The organism is Pseudovibrio exalbescens DSM 16456 (genome assembly GCF_000422785.1).
Lineage (GTDB): Bacteria > Pseudomonadota > Alphaproteobacteria > Rhizobiales > Stappiaceae > Pseudovibrio > Pseudovibrio exalbescens.
The window spans coordinates 30893-51429 of sequence record NZ_AUGS01000008.1; the positions used below are offsets into that span (position 1 = coordinate 30893).

The 20537-nt window shown below is 55.6% G+C and carries 20 protein-coding genes, 2 tRNA genes and 1 riboswitch; of the genes, 6 read left to right on the forward strand and 16 right to left on the reverse strand.

The annotated features are described in order from the left end of the window. Window positions 1-11 precede the first annotated feature (11 nt). Window positions 12-497, forward strand: coding sequence for a TrmO family methyltransferase domain-containing protein (locus G512_RS0106960; protein WP_143181392.1), 486 nt, complete (start codon window positions 12-14; stop codon window positions 495-497). A gap of 65 nt (window positions 498-562) precedes the next feature. Here the strand turns inward: G512_RS0106960 and G512_RS0106965 are convergent, their stop codons facing one another. The 8 genes from G512_RS0106965 to G512_RS20285 form a co-directional block, all read right to left on the reverse strand. Beyond that, the gene (locus tag G512_RS0106965; RefSeq protein WP_028481096.1) at window positions 563-1543 is read right to left on the reverse strand and encodes an MBL fold metallo-hydrolase; all 981 of its coding nucleotides are present in this window, start codon (window positions 1541-1543) and stop codon (window positions 563-565) included. Between the two features lie 212 nt (window positions 1544-1755). After that, window positions 1756-2631, reverse strand: a complete 876-nt coding sequence (locus G512_RS0106970) for a CheR family methyltransferase (RefSeq protein ID WP_028481097.1) — start codon at window positions 2629-2631, stop codon at window positions 1756-1758. Beyond that, window positions 2628-3851: a protein-glutamate methylesterase/protein-glutamine glutaminase gene (locus tag G512_RS0106975; RefSeq protein WP_028481098.1), complete on the reverse strand. Its 1224-nt coding sequence runs from the start codon at window positions 3849-3851 to the stop codon at window positions 2628-2630. The genes G512_RS0106970 and G512_RS0106975 overlap by 4 nt, the downstream gene beginning before the upstream one ends. 26 nt (window positions 3852-3877) lie before the next feature. Next, window positions 3878-4243, reverse strand: a complete 366-nt coding sequence (locus tag G512_RS0106980; protein ID WP_028481099.1) for a response regulator — start codon at window positions 4241-4243, stop codon at window positions 3878-3880. A gap of 33 nt (window positions 4244-4276) precedes the next feature. Beyond that, entirely contained in the window at window positions 4277-4768 is a 492-nt protein-coding gene (locus G512_RS0106985) for a chemotaxis protein CheW (RefSeq protein ID WP_028481100.1), read from the reverse strand. Then, window positions 4765-7575 carry a hybrid sensor histidine kinase/response regulator gene (locus G512_RS0106990; protein ID WP_028481101.1) on the reverse strand — a complete coding sequence of 937 codons (2811 nt, stop codon included), beginning with the start codon at window positions 7573-7575 and terminating at the stop codon, window positions 4765-4767. Before G512_RS0106990 ends, G512_RS0106985 begins: the two co-directional genes overlap by 4 nt. A gap of 127 nt (window positions 7576-7702) precedes the next feature. Then, entirely contained in the window at window positions 7703-8356 is a 654-nt protein-coding gene (chpT, locus tag G512_RS0106995; RefSeq protein ID WP_028481102.1) for a histidine phosphotransferase ChpT, read from the reverse strand. 92 nt (window positions 8357-8448) lie between these two features. Next, window positions 8449-8868, reverse strand: coding sequence for a YHS domain-containing (seleno)protein (locus G512_RS20285; protein ID WP_051269052.1), 420 nt, complete (start codon window positions 8866-8868; stop codon window positions 8449-8451). 154 nt (window positions 8869-9022) lie between these two features. On the opposite strand from G512_RS20285, the gene G512_RS0107005 reads away from it, so the two are divergent. Together G512_RS0107005 and G512_RS20290 are read left to right on the forward strand one after the other, a co-directional pair. Beyond that, on the forward strand, window positions 9023-9637 hold the full coding sequence (locus G512_RS0107005; protein WP_028481103.1) for a DUF1134 domain-containing protein: 615 nt from the start codon (window positions 9023-9025) through the stop codon (window positions 9635-9637). A gap of 123 nt (window positions 9638-9760) precedes the next feature. Then, window positions 9761-10861, forward strand: coding sequence for a hypothetical protein (locus G512_RS20290; protein WP_051269053.1), 1101 nt, complete (start codon window positions 9761-9763; stop codon window positions 10859-10861). 45 nt (window positions 10862-10906) lie between these two features. On the opposite strand, the gene G512_RS0107015 is transcribed toward G512_RS20290, so the two are convergent. Continuing rightward, complete coding sequence (locus G512_RS0107015; protein WP_028481104.1) at window positions 10907-11701, reverse strand: DeoR/GlpR family DNA-binding transcription regulator; 795 nt, start codon at window positions 11699-11701, stop codon at window positions 10907-10909. Between the two features lie 214 nt (window positions 11702-11915). Here G512_RS0107015 and G512_RS0107020 point away from each other — a divergent pair, with 214 nt between their 5' ends. Then, window positions 11916-12245, forward strand: a complete 330-nt coding sequence (locus G512_RS0107020) for a hypothetical protein (RefSeq protein ID WP_028481105.1) — start codon at window positions 11916-11918, stop codon at window positions 12243-12245. 97 nt (window positions 12246-12342) lie between these two features. On the opposite strand, the gene G512_RS0107025 is transcribed toward G512_RS0107020, so the two are convergent. From G512_RS0107025 to G512_RS0107035, 3 genes are all read right to left on the reverse strand, one after another. Beyond that, window positions 12343-12417 (reverse strand) — tRNA-Glu (locus tag G512_RS0107025). Between the two features lie 58 nt (window positions 12418-12475). Next, window positions 12476-12550: transfer RNA gene (locus G512_RS0107030), tRNA-Glu, on the reverse strand. Window positions 12551-12640: 90 nt separating this feature from the next. Continuing rightward, on the reverse strand, window positions 12641-13000 hold the full coding sequence (locus G512_RS0107035) for a hypothetical protein (protein ID WP_028481106.1): 360 nt from the start codon (window positions 12998-13000) through the stop codon (window positions 12641-12643). Between the two features lie 64 nt (window positions 13001-13064). On the opposite strand from G512_RS0107035, the gene G512_RS0107040 reads away from it, so the two are divergent. Next, window positions 13065-14048 (forward strand): RluA family pseudouridine synthase, encoded by a 984-nt coding sequence (locus G512_RS0107040; RefSeq protein WP_028481107.1) that lies wholly within the window; start codon window positions 13065-13067, stop codon window positions 14046-14048. A 152-nt stretch (window positions 14049-14200) separates the two neighbouring features. Further along, complete coding sequence (gene rpoH, locus G512_RS0107045) at window positions 14201-15109, forward strand: RNA polymerase sigma factor RpoH (protein ID WP_028481108.1); 909 nt, start codon at window positions 14201-14203, stop codon at window positions 15107-15109. Between the two features lie 99 nt (window positions 15110-15208). On the opposite strand, the gene G512_RS0107050 is transcribed toward rpoH, so the two are convergent. The 4 genes from G512_RS0107050 to G512_RS0107065 all read right to left on the reverse strand — a co-directional run bounded on the left by G512_RS0107050 (window position 15209) and on the right by G512_RS0107065 (window position 20397). Next, entirely contained in the window at window positions 15209-16147 is a 939-nt protein-coding gene (locus G512_RS0107050) for an ABC transporter substrate-binding protein (protein WP_028481109.1), read from the reverse strand. A gap of 14 nt (window positions 16148-16161) precedes the next feature. Then, window positions 16162-16920 (reverse strand): ABC transporter permease, encoded by a 759-nt coding sequence (locus tag G512_RS0107055; protein ID WP_051269114.1) that lies wholly within the window; start codon window positions 16918-16920, stop codon window positions 16162-16164. Between the two features lie 131 nt (window positions 16921-17051). After that, window positions 17052-17155: riboswitch (TPP riboswitch) on the reverse strand. A 125-nt stretch (window positions 17156-17280) separates the two neighbouring features. Then, entirely contained in the window at window positions 17281-19065 is a 1785-nt protein-coding gene (locus tag G512_RS0107060) for a hypothetical protein (protein WP_028481111.1), read from the reverse strand. A gap of 39 nt (window positions 19066-19104) precedes the next feature. Further along, entirely contained in the window at window positions 19105-20397 is a 1293-nt protein-coding gene (locus G512_RS0107065) for an adenylosuccinate synthase (RefSeq protein WP_028481112.1), read from the reverse strand. Window positions 20398-20537: the final 140 nt, after the last annotated feature.

A 20537-nucleotide genomic window follows, 5' to 3' on the forward strand; every position in this document is an offset into this window, starting at 1 on the left:
ACAAGGAAATCATGATGAAAGACGATCTAAAAATGACCGTTATCGGCTCCGTGCAATCGAACACCAACGGTGCTCTCATCGCAATCAGCGATGCATGGATTGAAGGTCTTGTGGGCCTTGCTGGCTTTACGCACGCCCATATCCTCTGGCTGGCAGATCACGAACGCGGTGACTGCATTTTGACCTGTCCCGCGCCCTACACCAGTTCAGCCGACGACATCGGGGTATTCGCCTCTCGTTCGCCTTTCCGCCCGTCTCCCATTGGCTTGTCCACGATCAGAATAACAGCCGTTGATGTGCAGGCCGGGCTTATCGAAACACCTTATATCGACGCATGTGTTGGCACCAAGATCCTGGACATAAAGCCCTACTTCCCGTCAACAGACAGGGTGGGTTCAGCGCTGATACCAGCCCATTTTTCGCATTGGCCGGGAACTCTTGAGGCATCAGCCGAGTTCGATTGGGCCAGCGAGTTCCGTGAACCAGAGAACGCCTAGCTGCAAACAACGACGTGCGCAGTAATCAGCAGGAGCCCCGCCGCCGAGCGGCGGGGTTTACGGCATCAGAGCTGCAGTTGATAGGATGCCGGAACATACCGAAAGCCATTGTCTCGCGCTTCGACATAACCGACCGCCGGAAACGGCATGTGGTATCCAACAAACGGCACACGGTCAGCAGCAAGCATGCCAAATATACGGCGGCGCGTTTCTGCTGCCGCCGTCTTGTCCATGTCGAAACGAACCTCCCAGTCGGGATAGGCCAGAGACCAGACATAATGGTTCGCGGTATCCGCCGCCAACAAGAGAGACTGCCCGCTGGATTCGAGCATGAAGAGCATATGACCCGGTGTGTGCCCAAATGCAGACATCGCTGTAATACCCGAGACGACTGAATCCCCCTCCCCAACAAAGGTCATACGATCAGCCAACGGCGTGACATTGTCCGCGACGAGTTTCGCAACGCCGTTGGACTCCGGATCCATGCCGGCCCAGAAATCATACTCTGTTTGGCCGGTCACATACCGCGCATTCGGGAACGCCGGTGCACCGCCTTCCATCAGGCCACCAATGTGATCTGGATGCATGTGCGTGAGGACCACGACATCGATCTGCTCCGGAGTAAAACCGGCCCCGGCCAAAGCGGCTCGCATATTACCTCGTGCTGGACGCCCACCTTCTCCAACACCTGTATCAAACAGTACAATCTCCTGCCCGGTATCCACGACCGTTGGAGTGAAGAATGCGCGGAACGTCTCATGGGGTATGAAGTTCTCCCGAGAAACTTCAGCAAAGACTTCCGGCTCCTGGTTCATCCCAAATGTGCTTTGTGGATCAGATGCGTTTACCGCGCCATCCAGAAGCGTGAACACCTTGAACTCACCAACTGCATGTTCTGCCGCCAGTGAAGGATTGGGGGCCGGCGACGGCTCCGAAGCCTGAACAAATGTTGAGGAGACCAAGCCTGACGTAATGGTACTTGCGACGGCGGCACCTGCCCCGACAAGGGCCGTTCGGCGAGAAACCTTAATCTTCACATCGTGCATGAAAAACACTCCCACGTTGAAATCTGGAAAGACTTTTTGCAACGGCTGGAAGTTGATTGTTTTATGTCTTGTTCAACCGCGGCAAAGAAAAGTAACGCCACGGATATAGGGCGGTAGACTGGTACTGCGCCCCAAGACACACGAATGTGAACATAAAAAGGGGCCAACCTGAGGTCAGCCCCTTCTTCTGAAATTCACCTGATCCTTAAACCTTAGGAATTCATGGCCTTCAAGGTCGGGAAGGCCGATCCAAGACGCGGACTCGCCGCCGCCCCCTGCTTGCGTGGGCGATACAGCCCGCGATGCTGGGGAACGGGCTCAAACGCATCACTCAGCCCGACAACCGTTTCTGCTGCACCAAGCACCAGGTAGCCATCCTCCGGGATCTGCTTGGCAAGGCGTTGCAGCACATCACGCTTAGTGTCCTGATCAAAATAGATCAACACGTTGCGGCAATAGATGATGTCGTAGGTCCCCAGATGAGAAAAGTTCTCCAACAGGTTCAATTTGCGCCACTGAACCATCGCCCGCAGCTCCGGAGACACCTGCCACAGCTCTCCTTGCTGGGTGAAGTACTTGAGCAACATCTGAATGGGCAAGCCACGCTGCACCTCGAACTGGCTGTAAACGCCTGTGCGCGCCTTCTCCAGCACCTCTGTGGAGATGTCGGTGCCGAGGATCTCGAACCGGAAACCAGCCGTCTTGTGGCGGTCTTCCTGCAGGCACATGCCCAGCGAATAAGGTTCCTGACCGGTCGACGCAGCAGCGCACCAGATCCGGATCCGCTTCTGAGACCGGCGGCCCTCCAGAAGATTTGGAAGCATCGTGTTGCGGAAATGATCAAAAGGCGTCTTGTCACGGAAGAAGAACGACTCATTGGTCGTCATGGCTTCCACGACAGTGTTCTTCAGATCTTCACTGCCCCGCGGACCAAGGTCCGCAATCAACGCACTCAGGTTCTTGTGACCCGTCCGGCGGGTAACAGGGACCAAGCGGCTTTCCACGAGGTATTGCTTTTCGTCAGACAGCACCAAACCTGAACGGCTCTTGAGAAACTGCTTTAAAAATCCATACTCGGAAGGTGTCATTTCGCCGTCCCTTCAAAGATACGCGTTAACTTCGGGCCGATCTGGTCCAATGGCAAAATCGCAGAGCAGCTGCCAGTGCGGGCCGCAGCGCCGGGCATCCCCCACACCACACTTGTTGCTTCGTCCTGAGCAATCACACTGCCTCCCTTCTGCGCGATACGTTCCGTACCTTTTGCGCCATCCGATCCCATACCCGTTAAAACGACAGCCAGGCTGGCCGCGCCATAAATCTCCGCCACGCTCTCAAAGAGCGGGTCAACAGAGGGACGACAGAAGTTGATCGGATCTCCGTCATCCAGTTTGGCCACAACGCCACCATCACTCTTGGCAAGACGCATATGCAGCCCTCCCGGTGCCACATAAATATGTCCCGGTTTGAGGAGCTCGCCATCATCCGCCTCTTTCGAGGGGAACCCGGTCGCTCGTCCAATATGCTCGGCCAAAATGGTCGTGAATGTCCGTGGCATATGCTGGGTAACCACCACAGGCACCCTACTCAATGTGTTCCCTGCAGCCTTCAACATGGCTTGCAGCGCCTGAGGCCCACCTGTGGAACTGCCAATCGCGATCACACGTGGCATTGCCGAAGAGAAGGAACGCAGCGATATGCCATCCTTGCCCACCAAGGAATGGCTACGAGCCTTTTGCATCTCCTTGCGCGCATCCAGTCGATCATGCCGTAAGGCACTGGACGCAGTCTGGCCTTCGTTGGTTTCCGCTCGCATGCGACGAGCCCGGACCAACGGTTCCCCGCGACTGGTTCCACGAACCTGCGCGCCCAAAGAGCGCAATTTTTGCAAAAGCTCTTGGCGAAACTCCACCGAAGTGGACGTCTGGCTTGTACTTTCTGGCTTGGCGACATAGTCCGTCGCCCCAAGAGACAGAGCCTTGAGACTGACCTCCGCATTGCGACGGGTCAGCGTCGAGGCCATGATGACCACCAACCCACGCTTTTTTGCAAGCAGCTTGGGTAGAGCCGTGAGCCCATCCATGATGGGCATTTCAACATCGAGGACCACGATGTCCGGGTTGCTGCGTTCAACGTCGTCTACGGCGAGTTGGCCATTACGATGCGTTGCAACCACGGTGAGATCTGGATCCTCGTCGATCCAGCGTCCGAACAAGCCACGAATGACGACAGAATCGTCGACAATCATGACCTTTGCCGGCTCGGAAGATGGGGTGCTGGCAGCAGCGTCACTACGAAAACGATTGGGCATGTTTTTTGGACCCATTTAGTTGATTGTTAAATAAGTCCAACTTCCTGGAATTTCGCCTCTATGATGTCCCGGTCAAACGGTTTCATGATGTATTCGTTCGCACCGGCCCGCACGGCCTTGGCAATGTGGGATACATCGTTTTCGGTTGTGCAGAAGACGACCAGAGGCTTCTCGCCACCTTCTTCTTCACGGAGTTTGTGCAGGAACTCCAGTCCATCCATGACCGGCATGTTCCAATCCAGAAGAATCGCGTCTGGCATCGACTCCCGACACGCATCCAGAGCCTGCTGACCATCCTCGGCTTCAGAAATAGAAAAATCCATATCTTCAAGGATGCGGCGGGCTACCTTGCGGATGACGCTGGAGTCGTCAACAACCAAACAGTGCTTCATCGAATATCTCTCTTTATGATTTAGCGCGGCGGCTTAGGCCGCCTTCGGTTCGATCAGCGATTGGAGGAGCTTGTCCACGTCCAAAATCACCATGAGCTGTCCCGGCAGGCGATGCACCCCGCCCGAAATCTCCGCCCAGCGCCAATCGAGGTTGGATGGGTTCTCTTCCCGCTCGTTCACCGGCAGGCTGAGAACTTCTCCAACAGCATCAATGACAAGACCATAGCTCTCGCCCTTGAACTCTATTCCGACAGCCATCATGCCCTGGTCTTCTTCCAGCGGCGGCAAATGAAGCCGCCGTCGCATGTTGATTGCCGTAACGATGCGGCCACGCAGGTTCAGGACGCCCTCCACCTCTGGCGGCGCCAGCGGTACCCGTGTAACCTTTTCAGGCACGAACACATCGTGCACCTGCGAGATCTGCAGGCCGAACAGCTGGCCACCAATCACCACCGTGACGTATTGAACGTGCTCGCTGCTGTTGTGCAACTGTTCATTGTTGTTGGTTGCTGCGTAGTTGCTCATGCTGCCACACCCATTTCATTGGTGAACACGTCTTTGAGCGCTGCAATCAGGCCCGGACGGTCGAACTTCGCCACATAGTCGTCAAACCCGGCATCGCGTCCCTGCTGGATCGACTGCGGGGTTACCACAGCGGACAGTGCAATGATCGGCAGATGACGGAACCGTGTATCGCCACGCAGGCTCTCGCAGAACTGATAGCCGTTGATATCCGGCATCTCGATGTCCGTAACGATGGCAGAATACTCTTCACCCTTTTCGAGCAATTCGTAAGCAGCCTGCGCACTGGCACATACAGTCACTTCATACCCAGCGGCCTTCAGAACAGGTGTCAGCATGTTGCGGAAGAACGCACTGTCATCAACGAACAGGAGCGTGCGATGAGACGGGCCTTCCTGCATTTCCTTGCGCATGAACCAGTCATCAAAGGCCAGTGGCAAGTAGTGACCCAGATCAATCACTTCAGTTGCCTTTTCCTTGATAATCGCAGAGCCAAGGATGCCTGAGCGGTCAGACACCACTTCGATCTTCATGCGGTCCTCAACGATGTCGACTATCTCATCCACAACGAGGCCCATGGACCGACCGGAGTCGGAGAACACCAGCATCGGCTGCGTGCCTTCACTCTTATGCTGGGAAGTCTCGTTAATGTAGACGAGAGGCATCAAAGAGCCACGGTACTGGACGAGGTCCCGCCCATTGGACCGTTCGATCTTGGCCACGTCGAACTCTTCCAAGCGCGTAACCAGAGACAGCGGCACGGCCTTGGGCTCTGCCGAGCCCGCGCGGAACAACAACATGGAAATTGGCGCATCGCCGTCCATCTGCTCCTCGCTGATTTCCTCGGCCTTTTCTTCCACTTCCTCAACAAGCGCACCGGATGCGTGGCTGGCCATGGCTGACGCCACGCCGTTCGGGTCTATGATCATGATCACAGACCCATCACCCAGAATGGTGTTGCCGGAGAACATGGTCAGATTTCGCAACATGGAAGACATCGGTTTGACCACGATTTCTTCCGTATGGAACACGCCGTCCACGACAACGCCAAACCGCTGGCTGCCTACCTGCATGACCACGATGAAGCCGTTGTCTTCATCCAGTTGCTCTTCCTGCTCGAAGCCCAGCAACTGGGACATTGGCACCAAAGGCAACAGCTTGTTGCGCAGACGCAGAACCGGCCTGTCCTTGATGCGTTCAATACGGTGCTCGGAATTGGACTGTACGCGAACCAGTTCCACAACAGAAAGCTGCGGGATTGCGAACCGATCGCCACTTGCTTCGACGATCAGGGTCGACACAATCGCAAGCGTCAGCGGAATTTTTATAATGAAGCTCGAACCGCGACCTTCCTGGGAGCGCACGTCGATCGATCCACCGATCTCTTCGACGTTGTTGCGCACCACATCCATGCCCACGCCGCGACCGGATACACTGGTCACCTTGGCGGCTGTCGAGAAACCGGCCGCGAAGATGAACTTCTGGATCTGCTGATCCGCCATCTTCTCCAGCTCAGCCTCGGTGGTCAGACCGTTGGCCAGCGCCTTTTGCTTGATCTTGTCAAGGTTCAGGCCACGACCATCGTCACGCACCTCGATTAGGATGTGCCCGCCTTCGTGGTACGCCGATAGAGTGATCGTGCCTTTTTCTGGCTTGCCCGCGGCAACACGCTCAGCAGGATTTTCCAATCCGTGATCAGCGGAGTTGCGGATCATGTGTGTGAGCGGATCCTTGATCAGCTCCAGCACCTGGCGGTCAAGCTCCGTATCCGCACCAATCATCTCCAGCGAAATCGGCTTCTGCAATTCCTGCGAAAGATCGCGCACGATACGAGGCAGCTTCTGCCAGGCATTCCCGATTGGCTGCATGCGCGTCTTCATGACGCCTTCCTGCAACTCTGCCGTCACATTCGACAAGCGTTGCAGTGGCACCTTGAATTCGCTGTCTTCATGACGACGCACGATTTCCAGGAGCTGGTTCCGGGTCAAAACCAGTTCAGAAACCATCGTCATGAGGTCTTCCAAGGTGTCAACCGCTACACGGATCGACTGATTGGAGACACCCTGACCATTGCTGGACCGGGCCGAAGGATTTTTCACTTCTTCCTTCTTGGCCTCACCCTCGGGTTTGTTGCTGGCAATCTTGATATCGACGCTGTCGCTTTGCGTTACCGGTGCCGGAGGTGCCGCAGGGGTTTCGGTTTCCTGCTCGCTCGCATCGGAATCCTCGTCGTCTTCAGCCGTGGCGACCTCAATCTCGACTTCCGCTTCGCGGAACGCACGCTCAAGCTCGTCCAACGAAACCTCGCCGGGACGAAGGGGGCGTTCCAAAACCTGATAGATGTCTTCGCCTTCGGTAACCGCTTCGTCAGTTGCTGCTTCAGCGGCGGGGACTGTATCCCCTGTAGCCTGGGCTGCCAACTCACCCGAGTCAGCGCTTTCAGACAGACGCTCCAGCTCTTTGATGAGATCCTGGTCGTCTCCAGCCGGTTCCTGCCCGTTGCTCATTTCGAGCTCGCCAAGGATCTCCTTGATGCGATCAATCGAAGACAGAACAAGGGAAACTGATTCTGGCGTGACCGGAACACCATCCCGGAATTTCCCCATCAGGGTCTCGGCGGCGTGCGCAATCGCCTCCAGCCGCGGAAGACCAAGGAAACCGCAGGTGCCCTTAATCGTGTGAACCAGTCTGAAGATGTTATCGAGGATCTTGGCGTTGTTCGGCTCTTGCTCGAATTTCACCAATTCGACGTCGACAACATCCAGACTTTCAAAAGTCTCAGTGAGAAACTCTCTGAGAAGATCGTCCATGGCCTGCACTCACTCAGTTTCAGAAGGGTACCCGCGATTAAGCCCCGGGGCGGGTACTTCACCTTGTTCATACTGAGCGAGTCTTGCGGCAAACTGTTAACATAGGCTGAAAGCCTGCCGACTTTACCTAACTAGAATTCAGTTTTGGCTGCGCCTTGCACATTATTTTTTCCCCATCACTATCCAGGGAAATGGTCATGCCCGCCTCTTCTGCCAAAAGCACGGCGTAAATCGGCTGAACCGTGTGCGCATCGATTCTCTCCGGCTCGCGTCCGTCAATAATCTCCGCAATCATGGTATGAACCCGGGCGTTTCGGCCCTCTGCTGTGAGGGTAAAGACCGGTTCATCCGGCCCGTTTTCCATACCGACGGTAATGGTACCGCCACGTGGTATGCACTGGTTCACGATGAGAATTAAATTCAGCAAAAGCTTTACTTTGTTCTTGGGCAGGAGCATGCGCTCCACCTCCCAGACCAGCTCTGCTTTCTCGTTTTCCATGAAGCCGGTAGCAACGCTTTGCGCATCGCCCAAATCGATCTCCGACCCGGCGGACCCGGCAGCGCCAAAGGCGATGCGAGCGAACTGCAGCTTTGCAGAGGCGTGTCGGGCAGACTTGCGGATAAGGTCCATGGCAAACTCTGCCATGTCTTCATTCCCCTCCTCGTCCAGCACTTCCAGCCCGTTGGTGATGGCCCCCACAGGACTGATGATGTCATGACAGACCCGGCTGGCAACCAAAGCGGCAAGATCGATGGAGGATAGTTCATTGAAGACAGACATTCACGCCCCGTCAGTTGGCACAAAATGGCAGTTTGATTCGAGTAGCGCCGCAAAGGGTTACATGGCTTGGGCGCCGCTGCCAAGAATGTTGGTTAACGAAACCTGTCGCAATCAACCTTTTCCGCGTTTTCGTGCGCCAATCCTATGATTTCTTCAGGAGCTGCCAGAAACAAAAACCGATTGGCTCGCAAACTGAACAAGTAGAGACGGTCATCGTGCACAGCAAAGGCCCGTGGCAAACCTTGCGCCTTCACCCCTTGGGCCAGCGCATAAGGGTCACACCCTGTGAATTGTGGTGCATAAACTTCCGGTGCCTGTTTAAACGCTGCCATATTACCACGATTGGCAAACAACCACAGGCGCCCGCCCCAGTCGACCTGATAGGTTTCGTCCCCGACGCGAGGGCGATGGTCGACCTGAAACGCCACACTATCAAAACCGCCCAAGGCATACTCGTAGCGAATGTCAGCGCCGGCTGGGACCGTTAACCCAAGGAAAAACGCTATACACACAAGAAATCTATGACTACGTGTAGAGCAACTTCGCGAAGTTACCATAAATTCCGCCTAGGGTTCGAATCAGACAATCCAGAACATGTGTGTGGTGGGCACACTACTGTGTTCTGATGACGACAGCCATTTAAATCCCGGTTAAGGAGATTTTTGAATGCTCTACACCACTTTCGGGCGCTTGAGACACATGACCGTTGTGTGCCTCGCACTTCTGGGCCTCGTCTTAGCCAGCATGGGCATGCCGGCATACGCTCAGCAGGCAACATCCGGACAACCGCAGGGCCAATCCACTTACAGCCAGAACGAGATCGTGGACGCAGGCCACAAGTTCTTCGGCAGCGTCTCTTCCGGCTTGGCCACAGTCGTTGAAAAAGCGATCAACAAGTATGGAGAGCCGAACGGTTACATTCTTGGTGAGGAAGGATCTGCCGCCTTCTTCGCAGGAGCCACTTATGGCGAAGGCCAGCTTTTTACCCGTAACGCAGGCATCCACCCGATCTTCTGGCAAGGCCCTTCAATTGGTTGGGATTTTGGTGGTGATGGCGCCCGCACCATGATGCTGGTATATAACCTGCCAACCATTGATGCGATGTACCGGCGTTATGTCGGCGTCAAGGGGTCAGCCTATCTGGTAGGCGGGTTTGGCATGCAGGTGCTCTCGAACAACAACATCTATGTTGTGCCCGTAAAAGCAGGTGTTGGTGCCCGTCTGGGACTAAATATGGGTTATCTAAAATTTACTAGGAAGCCAACTTGGAACCCATTCTGATATAACGGCTTTAACGTGGACTTTAGAGAGCCGCATGTACCTTCCCAAAGCGAGAAGCTTCGGGAAGGGATACGCCGGGGCTTCAACCGTGTATCTTGCCCCGTAATGAGCTAAGGCATTCAGGTGATTGAAACTGCGCTTTACATAGCCCTCGGATTTTTCTCTGCCAGCCTGTTGGCTCTGGGCGCCCTGCCTCTGGTTTGGGGACGCGCCGTACGGCTGACCCGCAGGGCCATCGAAGCATCCAACCCCGTCAGTTATGCAAAGGCCAACATGGCCCGCGACTATCTGCGCGCCCAGCACGCGGTAGAACGGCGCATACTTGAATTGAAGTTGGAGAGCGTTGGACGCAAACATGCAGAGGAGTGGGCGGCACGGAACCGAGCAGAAGCGAAGGTTTTCAAGCTTCAAGATGAAGTGACGGCATTAAACAAGCGGCTCGAAAAGCGGGGCCTGAAGGATCGCCTCACTCGCGGCTTCTGGGCCTCTGAAGAGGAACTCGGCCAGCAGGACAAAAACTCACCCGAGCCCGAACCCGAAACCAAGCCGGCTCCTGCACAATCTTCAGCTTCGGCTCAGGCCTCCAGTTCCACAACCGAACAGCCCGCCAGAACGGCGGAGGTCGTGCCTCTGCCAACAGAGCGCGCTGCGGTCTCGGAAAACCACCCCCTTCAACGGTTGGCACGCGAGATCTCTCGTGAAGTTTCGGAGCTGACGGCCCAGAAGCAACAACCGATCGTTTCCGACACGCCAGAAGAAGCGGCGGAGCAGGCCGGAGAGGCATTCGCACACCTCAAGGAAAACTACGAAAAACTCGAGGCGGAGCGAAACGAACTCAAAGCCAAACTGGATGAAACCGAAAAAGCTTTGAAAGCCAAGCCACAAACGGCGCGCCAGCGGACAACCAAGGCACAGAAAGAACTGAAAGCGTTGCAACTAAAATACGAAGAGGCTCAAGCCCAGATCGCTGCGCTCACCGAGCAACTACGATCCCATTCGGCCTCGGAGACACCCGAAGAGCGTTTCCAGGCACTACGCGAAGAACTCAAGGAACTGGCAGCTCAATTGGCAGCGACCGCTATAACCAAGGACGATGCGCTTTCAGACACCTTCGACTCTATCATGAAAGATCTAGGAACGATCAAAAGCGACGCCAAAGACGACGCCACACCGCAGTTGGCAGAACGTATCGAAGCGGCTCGCAAGACAGGCACCGAAGACTAGGCGTTACCTGCCCTTCCCTTGGGACAGGCGCTCAACCATCCCGTTTCAGGTTAGCGGCCCAGCCGGGTCTTTCTCCTGATCAAGCGCTTCGATCAGCCGGACTTCCCAGGTCTGCATCAGTTTCCGGATCCGAGGATCCTCCATCCGATCGCACACATAGGTATCGATCTGCTCCATGTGACCGACACGCACGGGTGCGGAGCGATCAAACTTGCTGGTATCAGCAACCAGAATAACATGACGAGCATTGGCGATGATCGCCTGAGCCACCTTCACTTCCCGGTAGTCGAAGTCGAGCAGTGCGCCATCCGCATCAAGAGCGGACGTGCCAATGACCGCATAATCGACCTTGAACTGATTTATAAAGTCTACTGCGGCTTCTCCAACGACACCGCCGTCACTGGCGCGCACAACACCACCAGCGATAACAACCTGGTTCTGTGAAAACGGGCGCAGGGTCACAGCCACATTGAGGTTGTTTGTAATCACCATCAAACCTGAGTGCTGAACCAAAGCCCGAGCGACGGCTTCTGTCGTAGTACCGATGTTTACAAACAGCGATGCCCCATTGGGGATGAGTTCCGCCGCTGCACGGCCGATGGCTTCCTTTTCACGCCCAGCCAGGTCCTTTCGGGTTGCATAGCCCACATTTTCAACACCGTAGGCCAACACGGCACCACCGTGCACACGCGACAACAGCCCCTGCTCGCAAAGATCATTCAGATCCTTGCGTATCGTTTGCGGGCTGACGGAGAAGCGCTCCGAAAGATCGTCAACCTCAACCCGGCCGTGGCTGCGAGCCAGATCAAGAATGGAATTGTGCCGCGCTACCAACATTATTCAGGTCCTGTTAAAACTTATTCAGAGCCCACGATAGAGTCTTGCCAAGTCTTTTCAATGAGCTAACGCATATCGCGGAAAAGCCCTTCCTGAATAGCGAATATCCGGCCTCTGGGCTATTGCACCATCTGATGCTTCGGGACTATTAATAGCCCATCATCGGGACTTCAGATTATTCATTTTTTGCGACATTCGACAGAGTTATGGGCAGCGAATGCTGGTCACTGCGAGGCAAACCGTACTGGAGGTCGTCGTTATGAGACAGGGTGCAGAACATAGCTCCGAGCTAACTGACAACACAAAGAACGCATCTCTGTGCACGCAAGTCGCCGCCGCTCAAGAGCGTCTTTACAGCAATTGCGAGCCGGGCAGCGAAACCTTGGATGATTACCGCAAATGGGCTGAGGAGCTGAAAAACTCGCTCGCCGATTACGTTCAACATCAAGACGACCCGGTCGCCGACTACCCCGAAAGCGCCCCGAAATCTCCGAAAAAAAGCGACTGCAGCCATTTGGGTGCTGGCCTCAAAGGGCGTTGGTTCTAATAAGAACGCAAAGACAGCATGGACGGTGACGTCAAACACAACATCGTTTGGCGCTACGACCTGCTAGATATGAAGCTTATTGGAGAGATGAAAAAAGTGGTACGCCCAAGGGGAATCGAACCCCTGTTTCCGCCGTGAAAGGGCGGCGTCCTAACCGCTAGACGATGGGCGCTCACTTAACAAGCGCTGCGACAATTGTCGCATTTCGCGGATCACATGAAGCAAGCGAATGGTACGCCCAAGGGGAATCGAACCCCTGTTTCCGCCGTGAAAGGGCGGCGTCCTAACCGCTAGACGATGGGCGCCTGCGCTTCGCTTCGTGCGATGAGGGGGATTTAATCGGTAACTTCCGGCTTGGCAACCCCCCTTGCATCGATGAATGAGACTTTTTCCACCTATCTTGCCATAAAATCGGTCCGACCCAGTTTTTTACCCGTCACAGGATCCACATAGATTAGCGCTTGGCCGGCTCCTTCATTCACCAACAAGACCAACTGGCCTTCCGACAACGCCACCTGCAAGACTTTCGCATCTGGGCTTAACGCAATCGTCGCGGCAACCGCCTCTGCGCTGACACTATTACTCCCCGCAGATATCTTGTAGAAAATGGCAGCGAACACGGCCACGAAGCCAATAAGCATGACAAGGCTAGACCCCATCAACAGGCGTCGCATTTTTTGCTGGATCCGCTGAGCTGCAGGATCTAATGCCTCGTCTTCAACCAAATCTGCGCTGTCATCAACAGGATCACGCATGAGCAAGTATTCTCCAAACGGCGTTTCGCCTAACCATACATCTGCAGAGCCGGGCGAAGACACCATGGCCTTCACCACTGTCGGGGCACAGGAGGCGGGGAAGCGTTTGGATGCCGTATTGGCCGCGCACCTATCCGACTTCAGCCGCAACCGGCTGCAAGCTCTCATTCGCGCCGGACATGTTCATGTCGGCGATCGCAAAATAGTGGAGCCCAAACACAGGGTCAACGAAGGCGACCTGCTGTCTGTTGAAGTTCCCGAACCCGAGGCGGCCGAACCGCTGCCGCAAAACATCCCTCTGAATATCCTCTATGAAGATTCAGAGGTTATCGTAGTCAACAAGCCGGCAGGGCTTGTGGTACATCCTGGGGCGGGTAACCCGGACGGGACACTTGTAAACGCCTTGCTTCATCACTGTGGTGAAAGCCTGTCAGGAATCGGCGGTGTTAAGCGACCGGGCATAGTTCACCGACTGGATAAGGACACCAGCGGCGTTCTGGTCGTGGCCAAGAACGATGCGGCTCATCAAGGACTGGCAGCTCAATTTGCGGATCACGGCCGCACAGGACCGCTGGAGCGCGCTTATAAAGCATTGGTGTGGGGCGCACCAATGGCCGCACAGGGCATCATAAATGCGAACCTCGCCAGATCACTGGCAAATCGGCAAAAGATTGCTGTGGTAAAAACGGCTGGCCGCGTCGCAATCACCCATTGGAAGGTGCTTGAACGGTTCGGCCCGCAGGACACTGATTCGCTTGCGAGCCTGGTTGAGTGCCGTCTTGAGACGGGACGCACTCATCAAATTCGTGTGCATATGGCCCACTTGGGTCATCCGCTGATCGGTGACATGGACTATGGCGCTGGCTTCAAAACGCGGCACAACCGGTTTGAGGAACCAGCCCGCTCGGCGCTGGCCGGTTTTTCAAGGCAAGCCCTGCACGCTGGCTTGTTGGTGTTCGAGCACCCCCGCACGGGAAAGGTCATGCGTTTCGAAACCCCAGTCCCAGAAGATTTTGCAACACTTCTCTCACTTCTACGGGCTGCTTAGGACAAATTTTCTCCACAAAGAGGTAGCGAATAAGCCATAATACCCCCATATGGTGATGTCTGGTGTGCTCACAGTAGAGGCACTGGAACGTGTTTGCCCAATAGGTGCCACGGGGGCACGGGGAACACTCATGGATAGAAAGGGGTGCTTAGATGGCCCGGAACTTACCGGTAGTCTCGTCCGCAGAGGGCGGCCTCAGCCGCTACATGGACGAAATCCGCAAGTTTCCCATGCTTCAACCGCAGGAAGAGTATATGCTCGCCAAGCGGTACAAGGAGCACGGGGAAGCCGAAGCCGCCGAGCGGCTCGTAAATTCACATCTTCGCCTTGTCGCCAAGATTGCCATGGGTTACCGCGGGTATGGTCTCCCGCTTGGAGAGGTTATCTCCGAGGGCAACGTCGGCCTTATGCAGGCGGTAAAACGCTTTGAACCGGATAAGGGTTTCCGCCTTGCTACCTATGCAATGTGGTGGATCAAGGCGTCGATTCAAGAGTACATACTACGCACATGGTCCCTCGTAAAAATGGGAACAACCGCTAACCAGAAGCGGCTGTTCTTCAACCTGCGCCGCCTCAAGGGCAAGATCCAGGCGCTGGATGATGGCGACCTGCGCCCTGACCAAATCAAGGAAATCGCGACCACCCTCGGCGTTAATGAGGATGAAGTGGTCAACATGAACCGTCGTTTGGGCGGGGACGCATCGTTGAACGCGCCGCTGCGCTCCACTGAAGGCGAATCCGGAGAATGGCAGGATTGGCTGGTCGACGACGGTGAAAGTCAGGAATCCATTCTTGCAGAGCAGGAAGAGTATGACGCCCGCCGCGGCATGCTGAAGGAAGCCATGGCTGTTCTCAATGATCGGGAACGACGTATCTTCGAAGCCCGGCGTCTCTCAGAAGATCCGCTCACGCTGGAAGAGCTCTCCGAAGAGTTTGGTGTGAGCCGCGAACGCGTACGCCAGATTGAAGTGCGCGCTTTTGAGAAAGTGCAGAAGGCAGTGATGCAAGCTGCCCAAGCACAGGCGCAGAGCAATCAGGAAAACCTTTTGGCCAGTTCCTGAGAGGCATAGACCACAACAAAAGTCAAAGACCTCCACAAAGGTGGAGGTTTATTTGGATGCAACAAAGCCCCGAACGCAAGCAGCGCCGGGGCTTTTTTATTAGTAGACAACGCTGGTGTAGGTCTCCACGGGCGGAGTTTGATCAATCAACCCCGCTTCCTTCATGAAGGCCGCAAACCGCTCGTATCGCCCTGCATCCAGAGCTGCGGGGCGTTTTGCAAATCGGGGAAGTGTATCCGCCCACGCGCGGCGATTCAGTTCATCATCCAGGTTGGGGTAGAGCTCAAGGAAAGCCTCCCAGGAATCTTGCGGATGATTGAGCAGGTAGATTGTCGCCTCTTCCAGTGCAGCCATGAATTTGGCAAGCCTTGGATCCCCCGTTTTATCCTTATGAGCAACCATAATCAGCTCATCATAGGGAGGCACCCCATTCTCCTCGGGATAAAAGGCAAGCCCTTTTGATCCTTTGATCTCGAGCTGGTTCAGCTCGAAGTTCCGATAGCCGCCAATGATGGCATCCACCTGACCGGCGAGCAGGCTCGGCGATAAAGAGAAATTTACGTTGATGAGTTCAACATCCTCCACGGCAAGTCCCGCTTGTTGGAGCATGGCACCCAGCATGGCGTCCTCAAAGCCGGACACCGAATACCCAACGCGTTTCCCCTTGAGGTCTTCCAATGTGTCAATGGGGCCTTCCTCAAGCACGATCAGCGTATTCAAAGGCGTGGCAATCAGCGTACCGATGCGAGCCAATGGCATACCTTCATCTATCTGCGCATGCAGGACCGGCTGGTAGGAAATGGCAATATCGCCCTGCCCTGCAGCAACCAGCTTTGGTGGCATGGCGGGATCTGCTGGTTCCAGCAACTCGACCTCGAGGCCGTGAGCCTCGAAGAACCCACGGGACTGGGCCACAGCCAGCGGCGCATGGTCCGGGTTGGCAAACCAGTCCAGAAGCACTCTAAGCTTTTCCTCGGCTTGAGCCTGAAGACCGCTCGCCAGGAAGGCGGCGAAGAACAAAGCGATCAATCGCTTCATGATAAAAGCCTTTCTCACGTTTTTTCCTGTTGCCAGGGAATGAGGCGCACCACTGCCATTTCGACAAGGGCGCGAAGCAAAAGAACCATGATGGCCAGAAGGATCAACGCGGCAAACATCGTGTCTGTTTGCATGCGCGCATTCGACTGCAGCATGATGAATGCCAAACCGCCCTTGGCCCCAACCCATTCGCCCACGACCGCCCCGATCGGGGCAAAAACGGCCGCGATGCGAATGCCGGAGGCCAAAGCAGGCAAAGCGGCGGGAATGCGAATGAACCGCAGCCTTTGCCATCGGTTGAGCCGATACAAGTGCGCCAGATCCAAGAAGGCGGGATCCGTGCGCCGCAAACCATCATGAAAAGTGGATGTAACCGAGAAGAAGATCACGATAACGGCCATGACCACCTTCGACGCCAGACCAAACCCAAACCACAACACCAGCAGTGGTGCGATGGCAAACACGGGCAAGGACTGAGTTGCCGTAATCGGAGGCAACATGAGGCGGCGCATGAGGTCGGAAGCACTCATCATCAAGGCCAACAACACCCCTGCCCCCACGCCAAAGAGAAACCCAAGAACGGTTTCTCCAGCCGTGATGGCGGCATGCTTCATCAGAAAGGCCCATTGATCCACAAATGCCGCATAAACCGAAAACGGCGAAGGCAGCATGAATGGCGGCAGCGCGAATGCCCGGACGACGAGTTCCCAAATCAAAACAAAAACGGCTATCCCCCCGCACAAGCGAAGGGCTCTCCAGACAACTTGTGTCATCACACCGCAACCAAACAGGATGCAGTTTGCCGGCCGCTTTGACAGACCGTTCCGATGAGACTTGAAAGTGGCGTCATGTGGATCTCCTCAAAGTGCACATCGCACGTCGGTAATGGAGACCCGGGAATAAATAGGCTTGGGGTTCCTGTCCCTTCGCCGGCATTACCCGGATCAGGTTCTAAGGGTTCGGCACTGCCATCTCAGCTTCCACACGGAAGCACCCCTCGGATACGCACTAACCTATAGATTATCCGTAAGTTTTCAAGAGCATCAATCGAATTAACCGGAACCGTCAAACAAAAAGCGCCGGCGAACAACACCCGGCGCTTTTGCCTTAGTCACAAAGATCATGCAGCCAGTTTAGTTCCAGCTTTCCATGGCCTTCGAAATCACGCGGTTACCCGCAACACCCTTTTCAAACGTCAGGATCGCACGTTTGCCGTTGTTGTAAAGCAAGGGAATGTCAATCCACTCCCGCTCTTGCAAGCGCTTCATGTTGGTAACGCGTTCAGCTTCGGCATCGGACAAGGCAATCCAGAAAAAATTATCGGAAACCTTGACCGCAGCACCCGCCAACGGTTCGCCCCGAGCCTGTTCGGTCGGCTTCATAATGATGCCCGGCACTTCGGAGATGCCCTGCCCGCTGAAATCACCCGGCAAGTCAAACTGCAGCTCTAACAAATGACTGGCAGGCAAGGAGTCGTCCGTATTTGGCTTGAGCGACATAGTGACGGTAACATTGCGTTCATGCATAACAGCAACGGCCTTTACCATTTGCTTGCCGCTCCCGGCAGGCTCCAGGGTCCAGATCACATTGCCGCGCGAGGCTGTCCCGGATTCACCGGGCGTAGCGGCTTCCTCGTAAAGAATACCTTGCTGAGCCACGGCCGTTTGTGTGTCCTGCTCCGTGATGCGCTCCGCCGGACGAACCGTATCAGTTCGCACGCTCACCGAGTCCAGTTCTTCGGCTGCAGGAATTTCCTGCGGTTGCGGCGCCGCAGGTGTTGGGGCATCCGTTGATGCAGCGTCATCTGTCACATCACGACTGACAGATGTCACACGTTCGGTTGTTACCGCACGCGCATCCGGTGAAACCTGAGACCCATCATCGTTCAACAACCGGTCGGTGTTCTTCTTGATCTGCGGTTCTGCCGGTTGGGCAGGCTCAGCAGGGGGCGCTTCACTGTCGGTTTCTTCCTGAACAGGCTCAATGAGCGCCATCAAATCATCTTTTTGAGAATATAGCGCGTACCCGCCGGCACCGAGCAGCGCGAGTACGATCAACAGGCCAATCAACTGCGGCATGCGCGAAGGTTTGAGACCCTCATCATTGATCGAGGCTGATGCCGACGCAGCCTTTGCCGCAGTGCGCTTGGATTGACCGCGTGGACGCTCCCTGGAGACACTTTTTGGCGTTTCCGGCTTTGGAGAAGTATCGTCATCCCCACGTGCTTGCTTGCGCGCTTCACCAGGCACCCACAAGTCCTCTTCACGAGCAGGACGCTTGGAGGACGCCGGGCTTGCTTTGGCTTCCGGCGATTCTGTTTTGCTCGGCGCTTGGGACGCCTCACTGTCAAATTCAGGCTCACGTTTTTCGCGAGGCGCTTCGGGAAAGTGTTCTCTGGCCTTCTGATTGGCTTGGTGGGCTGCGCTCCCCAAATCGGAGGCTGCCTTGACCGCCTGCTTGAAAACGTCCTGACCTTCATCAGGTTTTTCAGCGGCGTGAGAAGCGGTATCCGCGGACGGCTTTTGTGGACCTTCGCCAGCCCCGGCTGAAGGCGTGGGTTGTGAGCCCGAAGGAGTACCGGCGGGCTGTGTCTCGGTCGGGCCGCCGGTTTTGGCCGCGCCATAGCTGTGCGGCGCAGCCGGTGGTTTCGGTGCCGAAGTTGGTTGTACCGGCTGGGGGGAGGAAGCCGCCCCAAGACCGAGTGAAGCACGCGCGGCTTCAGCTTCGACCTTGCGGATAGCTTCTTCCAGCTTCAGCTGTTCCTCAGTAATCTGCGAGGGCGTCAGAGGTGGATCATAATTTTGCAGCTGCTTAACGATAGCCGAGCGCGCGCGCTGATATACACCGCGCCTCGCAGAGCCCGTATTTTCCTGAAGACCGTTGATTGTCTTCTTTAAAACGGAATAGTAGTCCGCCATTGATCCGTCCATAGCCCCCGCGGTTACTGTGCTAACGGCTTAATCTTGAAAAGGATTCTGAACGAGAATTGTGTCATCTCTTTCAGGACTCGTCGAGAGCAATGCAACAGGCGCACCAATCAACTCCTCAACATGCCGCACGTACTTTACAGCCTGCGCTGGCAGGTCTGCCCAGCTGCGTGCACCCTTGGTAGTTTCCTTCCAACCTGGCAGCGTTTCGTAGATCGGAACAACCCGCGCCTGTGCCCCTTGCGAAGCTGGCAGATAATCAATGCGCTCGCCGTCAAGCTCGTAACCTACACAGATTTTGATTTCATCAAGACCATCTAAAACGTCCAGCTTGGTAAGCGCAATCCCGCTGATGCCGCTGGTACAAACCGTTTGACGAACGATGACAGCGTCGAACCACCCGCAGCGGCGCTTGCGCCCAGTGACAACGCCGAACTCATGACCGCGAGTGCCTAGAAATTCGCCAACCTCGTTCTGCTGTTCAGTCGGGAACGGCCCTTCCCCAACACGGGTGGTATACGCCTTGGTAATCCCCAAAACGTAGTCGATGGAATTTGGTCCAAGACCACATCCGGCAGCCGCCTGCCCGGAAACCGTATTGGAAGAAGTCACAAAGGGGTAAGTCCCGTGGTCGTTGTCCAGCAGTGCGCCTTGCGCCCCTTCAAACAAGATACGCTTACCTGCACGCCGTGCTTCATCAAGAATCTGCCAGCTGCGATCCATGTACGGCAGGATCTTTTCAGCAACGCTTGCCAGCTCTTTGTAAAGGTCATCAGCAGAGATTTCAGGTTCGCCAAGACCGCGCAACAGCGCGTTGTGATGAACCAGCATGCGATCGATCTTGCCCGGCAATGTTTCAAGGTTGGCCAGATCCATCACGCGCACAGCACGGCGCCCCACCTTGTCTTCGTAAGCCGGACCGATACCGCGTTTCGTTGTGCCGATGCGGTTTTCCTTGGAGGCAGCATTTTCGCGAAGTGCATCCAGCTCACGATGAACCGAAAGGATCAAAGTGGCATTGTCAGCGACTCGAAGAATGTCCGGGGTGATCTCCACACCCTGTTCTTTCAAACGTTCAATCTCAGAGACAAGCGCATGCGGATCGACAACAACACCGTTACCGATGACAGATAGTTTGCCACGCACAACACCGGAAGGTAGCAGAGACAGCTTGTAGCTCACACCGTCAATGACAAGAGTGTGGCCCGCATTGTGCCCCCCTTGAAACCGGACGATGACGTCAGCCTGCTCGGAAAGCCAGTCAACGATCTTGCCTTTACCTTCGTCGCCCCACTGGGAGCCGACAACTACGACATTGGCCATGGATTTTCGCCCTCCTACGGCGGCGGTTGGCATAACCTGTTCGGCTATGCCCTCTTATTTGTTTGCTCTGGCACACAAACGTATATCACAACACACGAAACCCCGGGTGGAAAGCCCGGGGCATTTCCTTGGTCTTATAG

Coding starts and splice junctions, on each gene's coding strand:
- chpT (WP_028481102.1), bottom strand. CDS start 8,356: ATGTCTGTCTTCAATGAACTATCCTCCATCGATCTTGCCGCTTTGGTT.
- G512_RS0106960 (WP_143181392.1), top strand. CDS start 12: ATGATGAAAGACGATCTAAAAATGACCGTTATCGGCTCCGTGCAATCG.
- G512_RS0107065 (WP_028481112.1), bottom strand. CDS start 20,397: ATGGCCAATGTCGTAGTTGTCGGCTCCCAGTGGGGCGACGAAGGTAAA.
- G512_RS0106965 (WP_028481096.1), bottom strand. CDS start 1,543: ATGCACGATGTGAAGATTAAGGTTTCTCGCCGAACGGCCCTTGTCGGG.
- G512_RS0107055 (WP_051269114.1), bottom strand. CDS start 16,920: ATGACACAAGTTGTCTGGAGAGCCCTTCGCTTGTGCGGGGGGATAGCC.
- G512_RS0107060 (WP_028481111.1), bottom strand. CDS start 19,065: ATGGCGGACTACTATTCCGTTTTAAAGAAGACAATCAACGGTCTTCAG.
- G512_RS0107020 (WP_028481105.1), top strand. CDS start 11,916: ATGCTGGTCACTGCGAGGCAAACCGTACTGGAGGTCGTCGTTATGAGA.
- G512_RS0107050 (WP_028481109.1), bottom strand. CDS start 16,147: ATGAAGCGATTGATCGCTTTGTTCTTCGCCGCCTTCCTGGCGAGCGGT.
- G512_RS0107035 (WP_028481106.1), bottom strand. CDS start 13,000: ATGCGTGATCCTGTTGATGACAGCGCAGATTTGGTTGAAGACGAGGCA.
- G512_RS0106985 (WP_028481100.1), bottom strand. CDS start 4,768: ATGAGCAACTACGCAGCAACCAACAACAATGAACAGTTGCACAACAGC.
- G512_RS0107005 (WP_028481103.1), top strand. CDS start 9,023: ATGCTCTACACCACTTTCGGGCGCTTGAGACACATGACCGTTGTGTGC.
- rpoH (WP_028481108.1), top strand. CDS start 14,201: ATGGCCCGGAACTTACCGGTAGTCTCGTCCGCAGAGGGCGGCCTCAGC.
- G512_RS0106970 (WP_028481097.1), bottom strand. CDS start 2,631: ATGACACCTTCCGAGTATGGATTTTTAAAGCAGTTTCTCAAGAGCCGT.
- G512_RS0106975 (WP_028481098.1), bottom strand. CDS start 3,851: ATGCCCAATCGTTTTCGTAGTGACGCTGCTGCCAGCACCCCATCTTCC.
- G512_RS0106990 (WP_028481101.1), bottom strand. CDS start 7,575: ATGGACGATCTTCTCAGAGAGTTTCTCACTGAGACTTTTGAAAGTCTG.
- G512_RS0106980 (WP_028481099.1), bottom strand. CDS start 4,243: ATGAAGCACTGTTTGGTTGTTGACGACTCCAGCGTCATCCGCAAGGTA.
- G512_RS0107040 (WP_028481107.1), top strand. CDS start 13,065: ATGGCCTTCACCACTGTCGGGGCACAGGAGGCGGGGAAGCGTTTGGAT.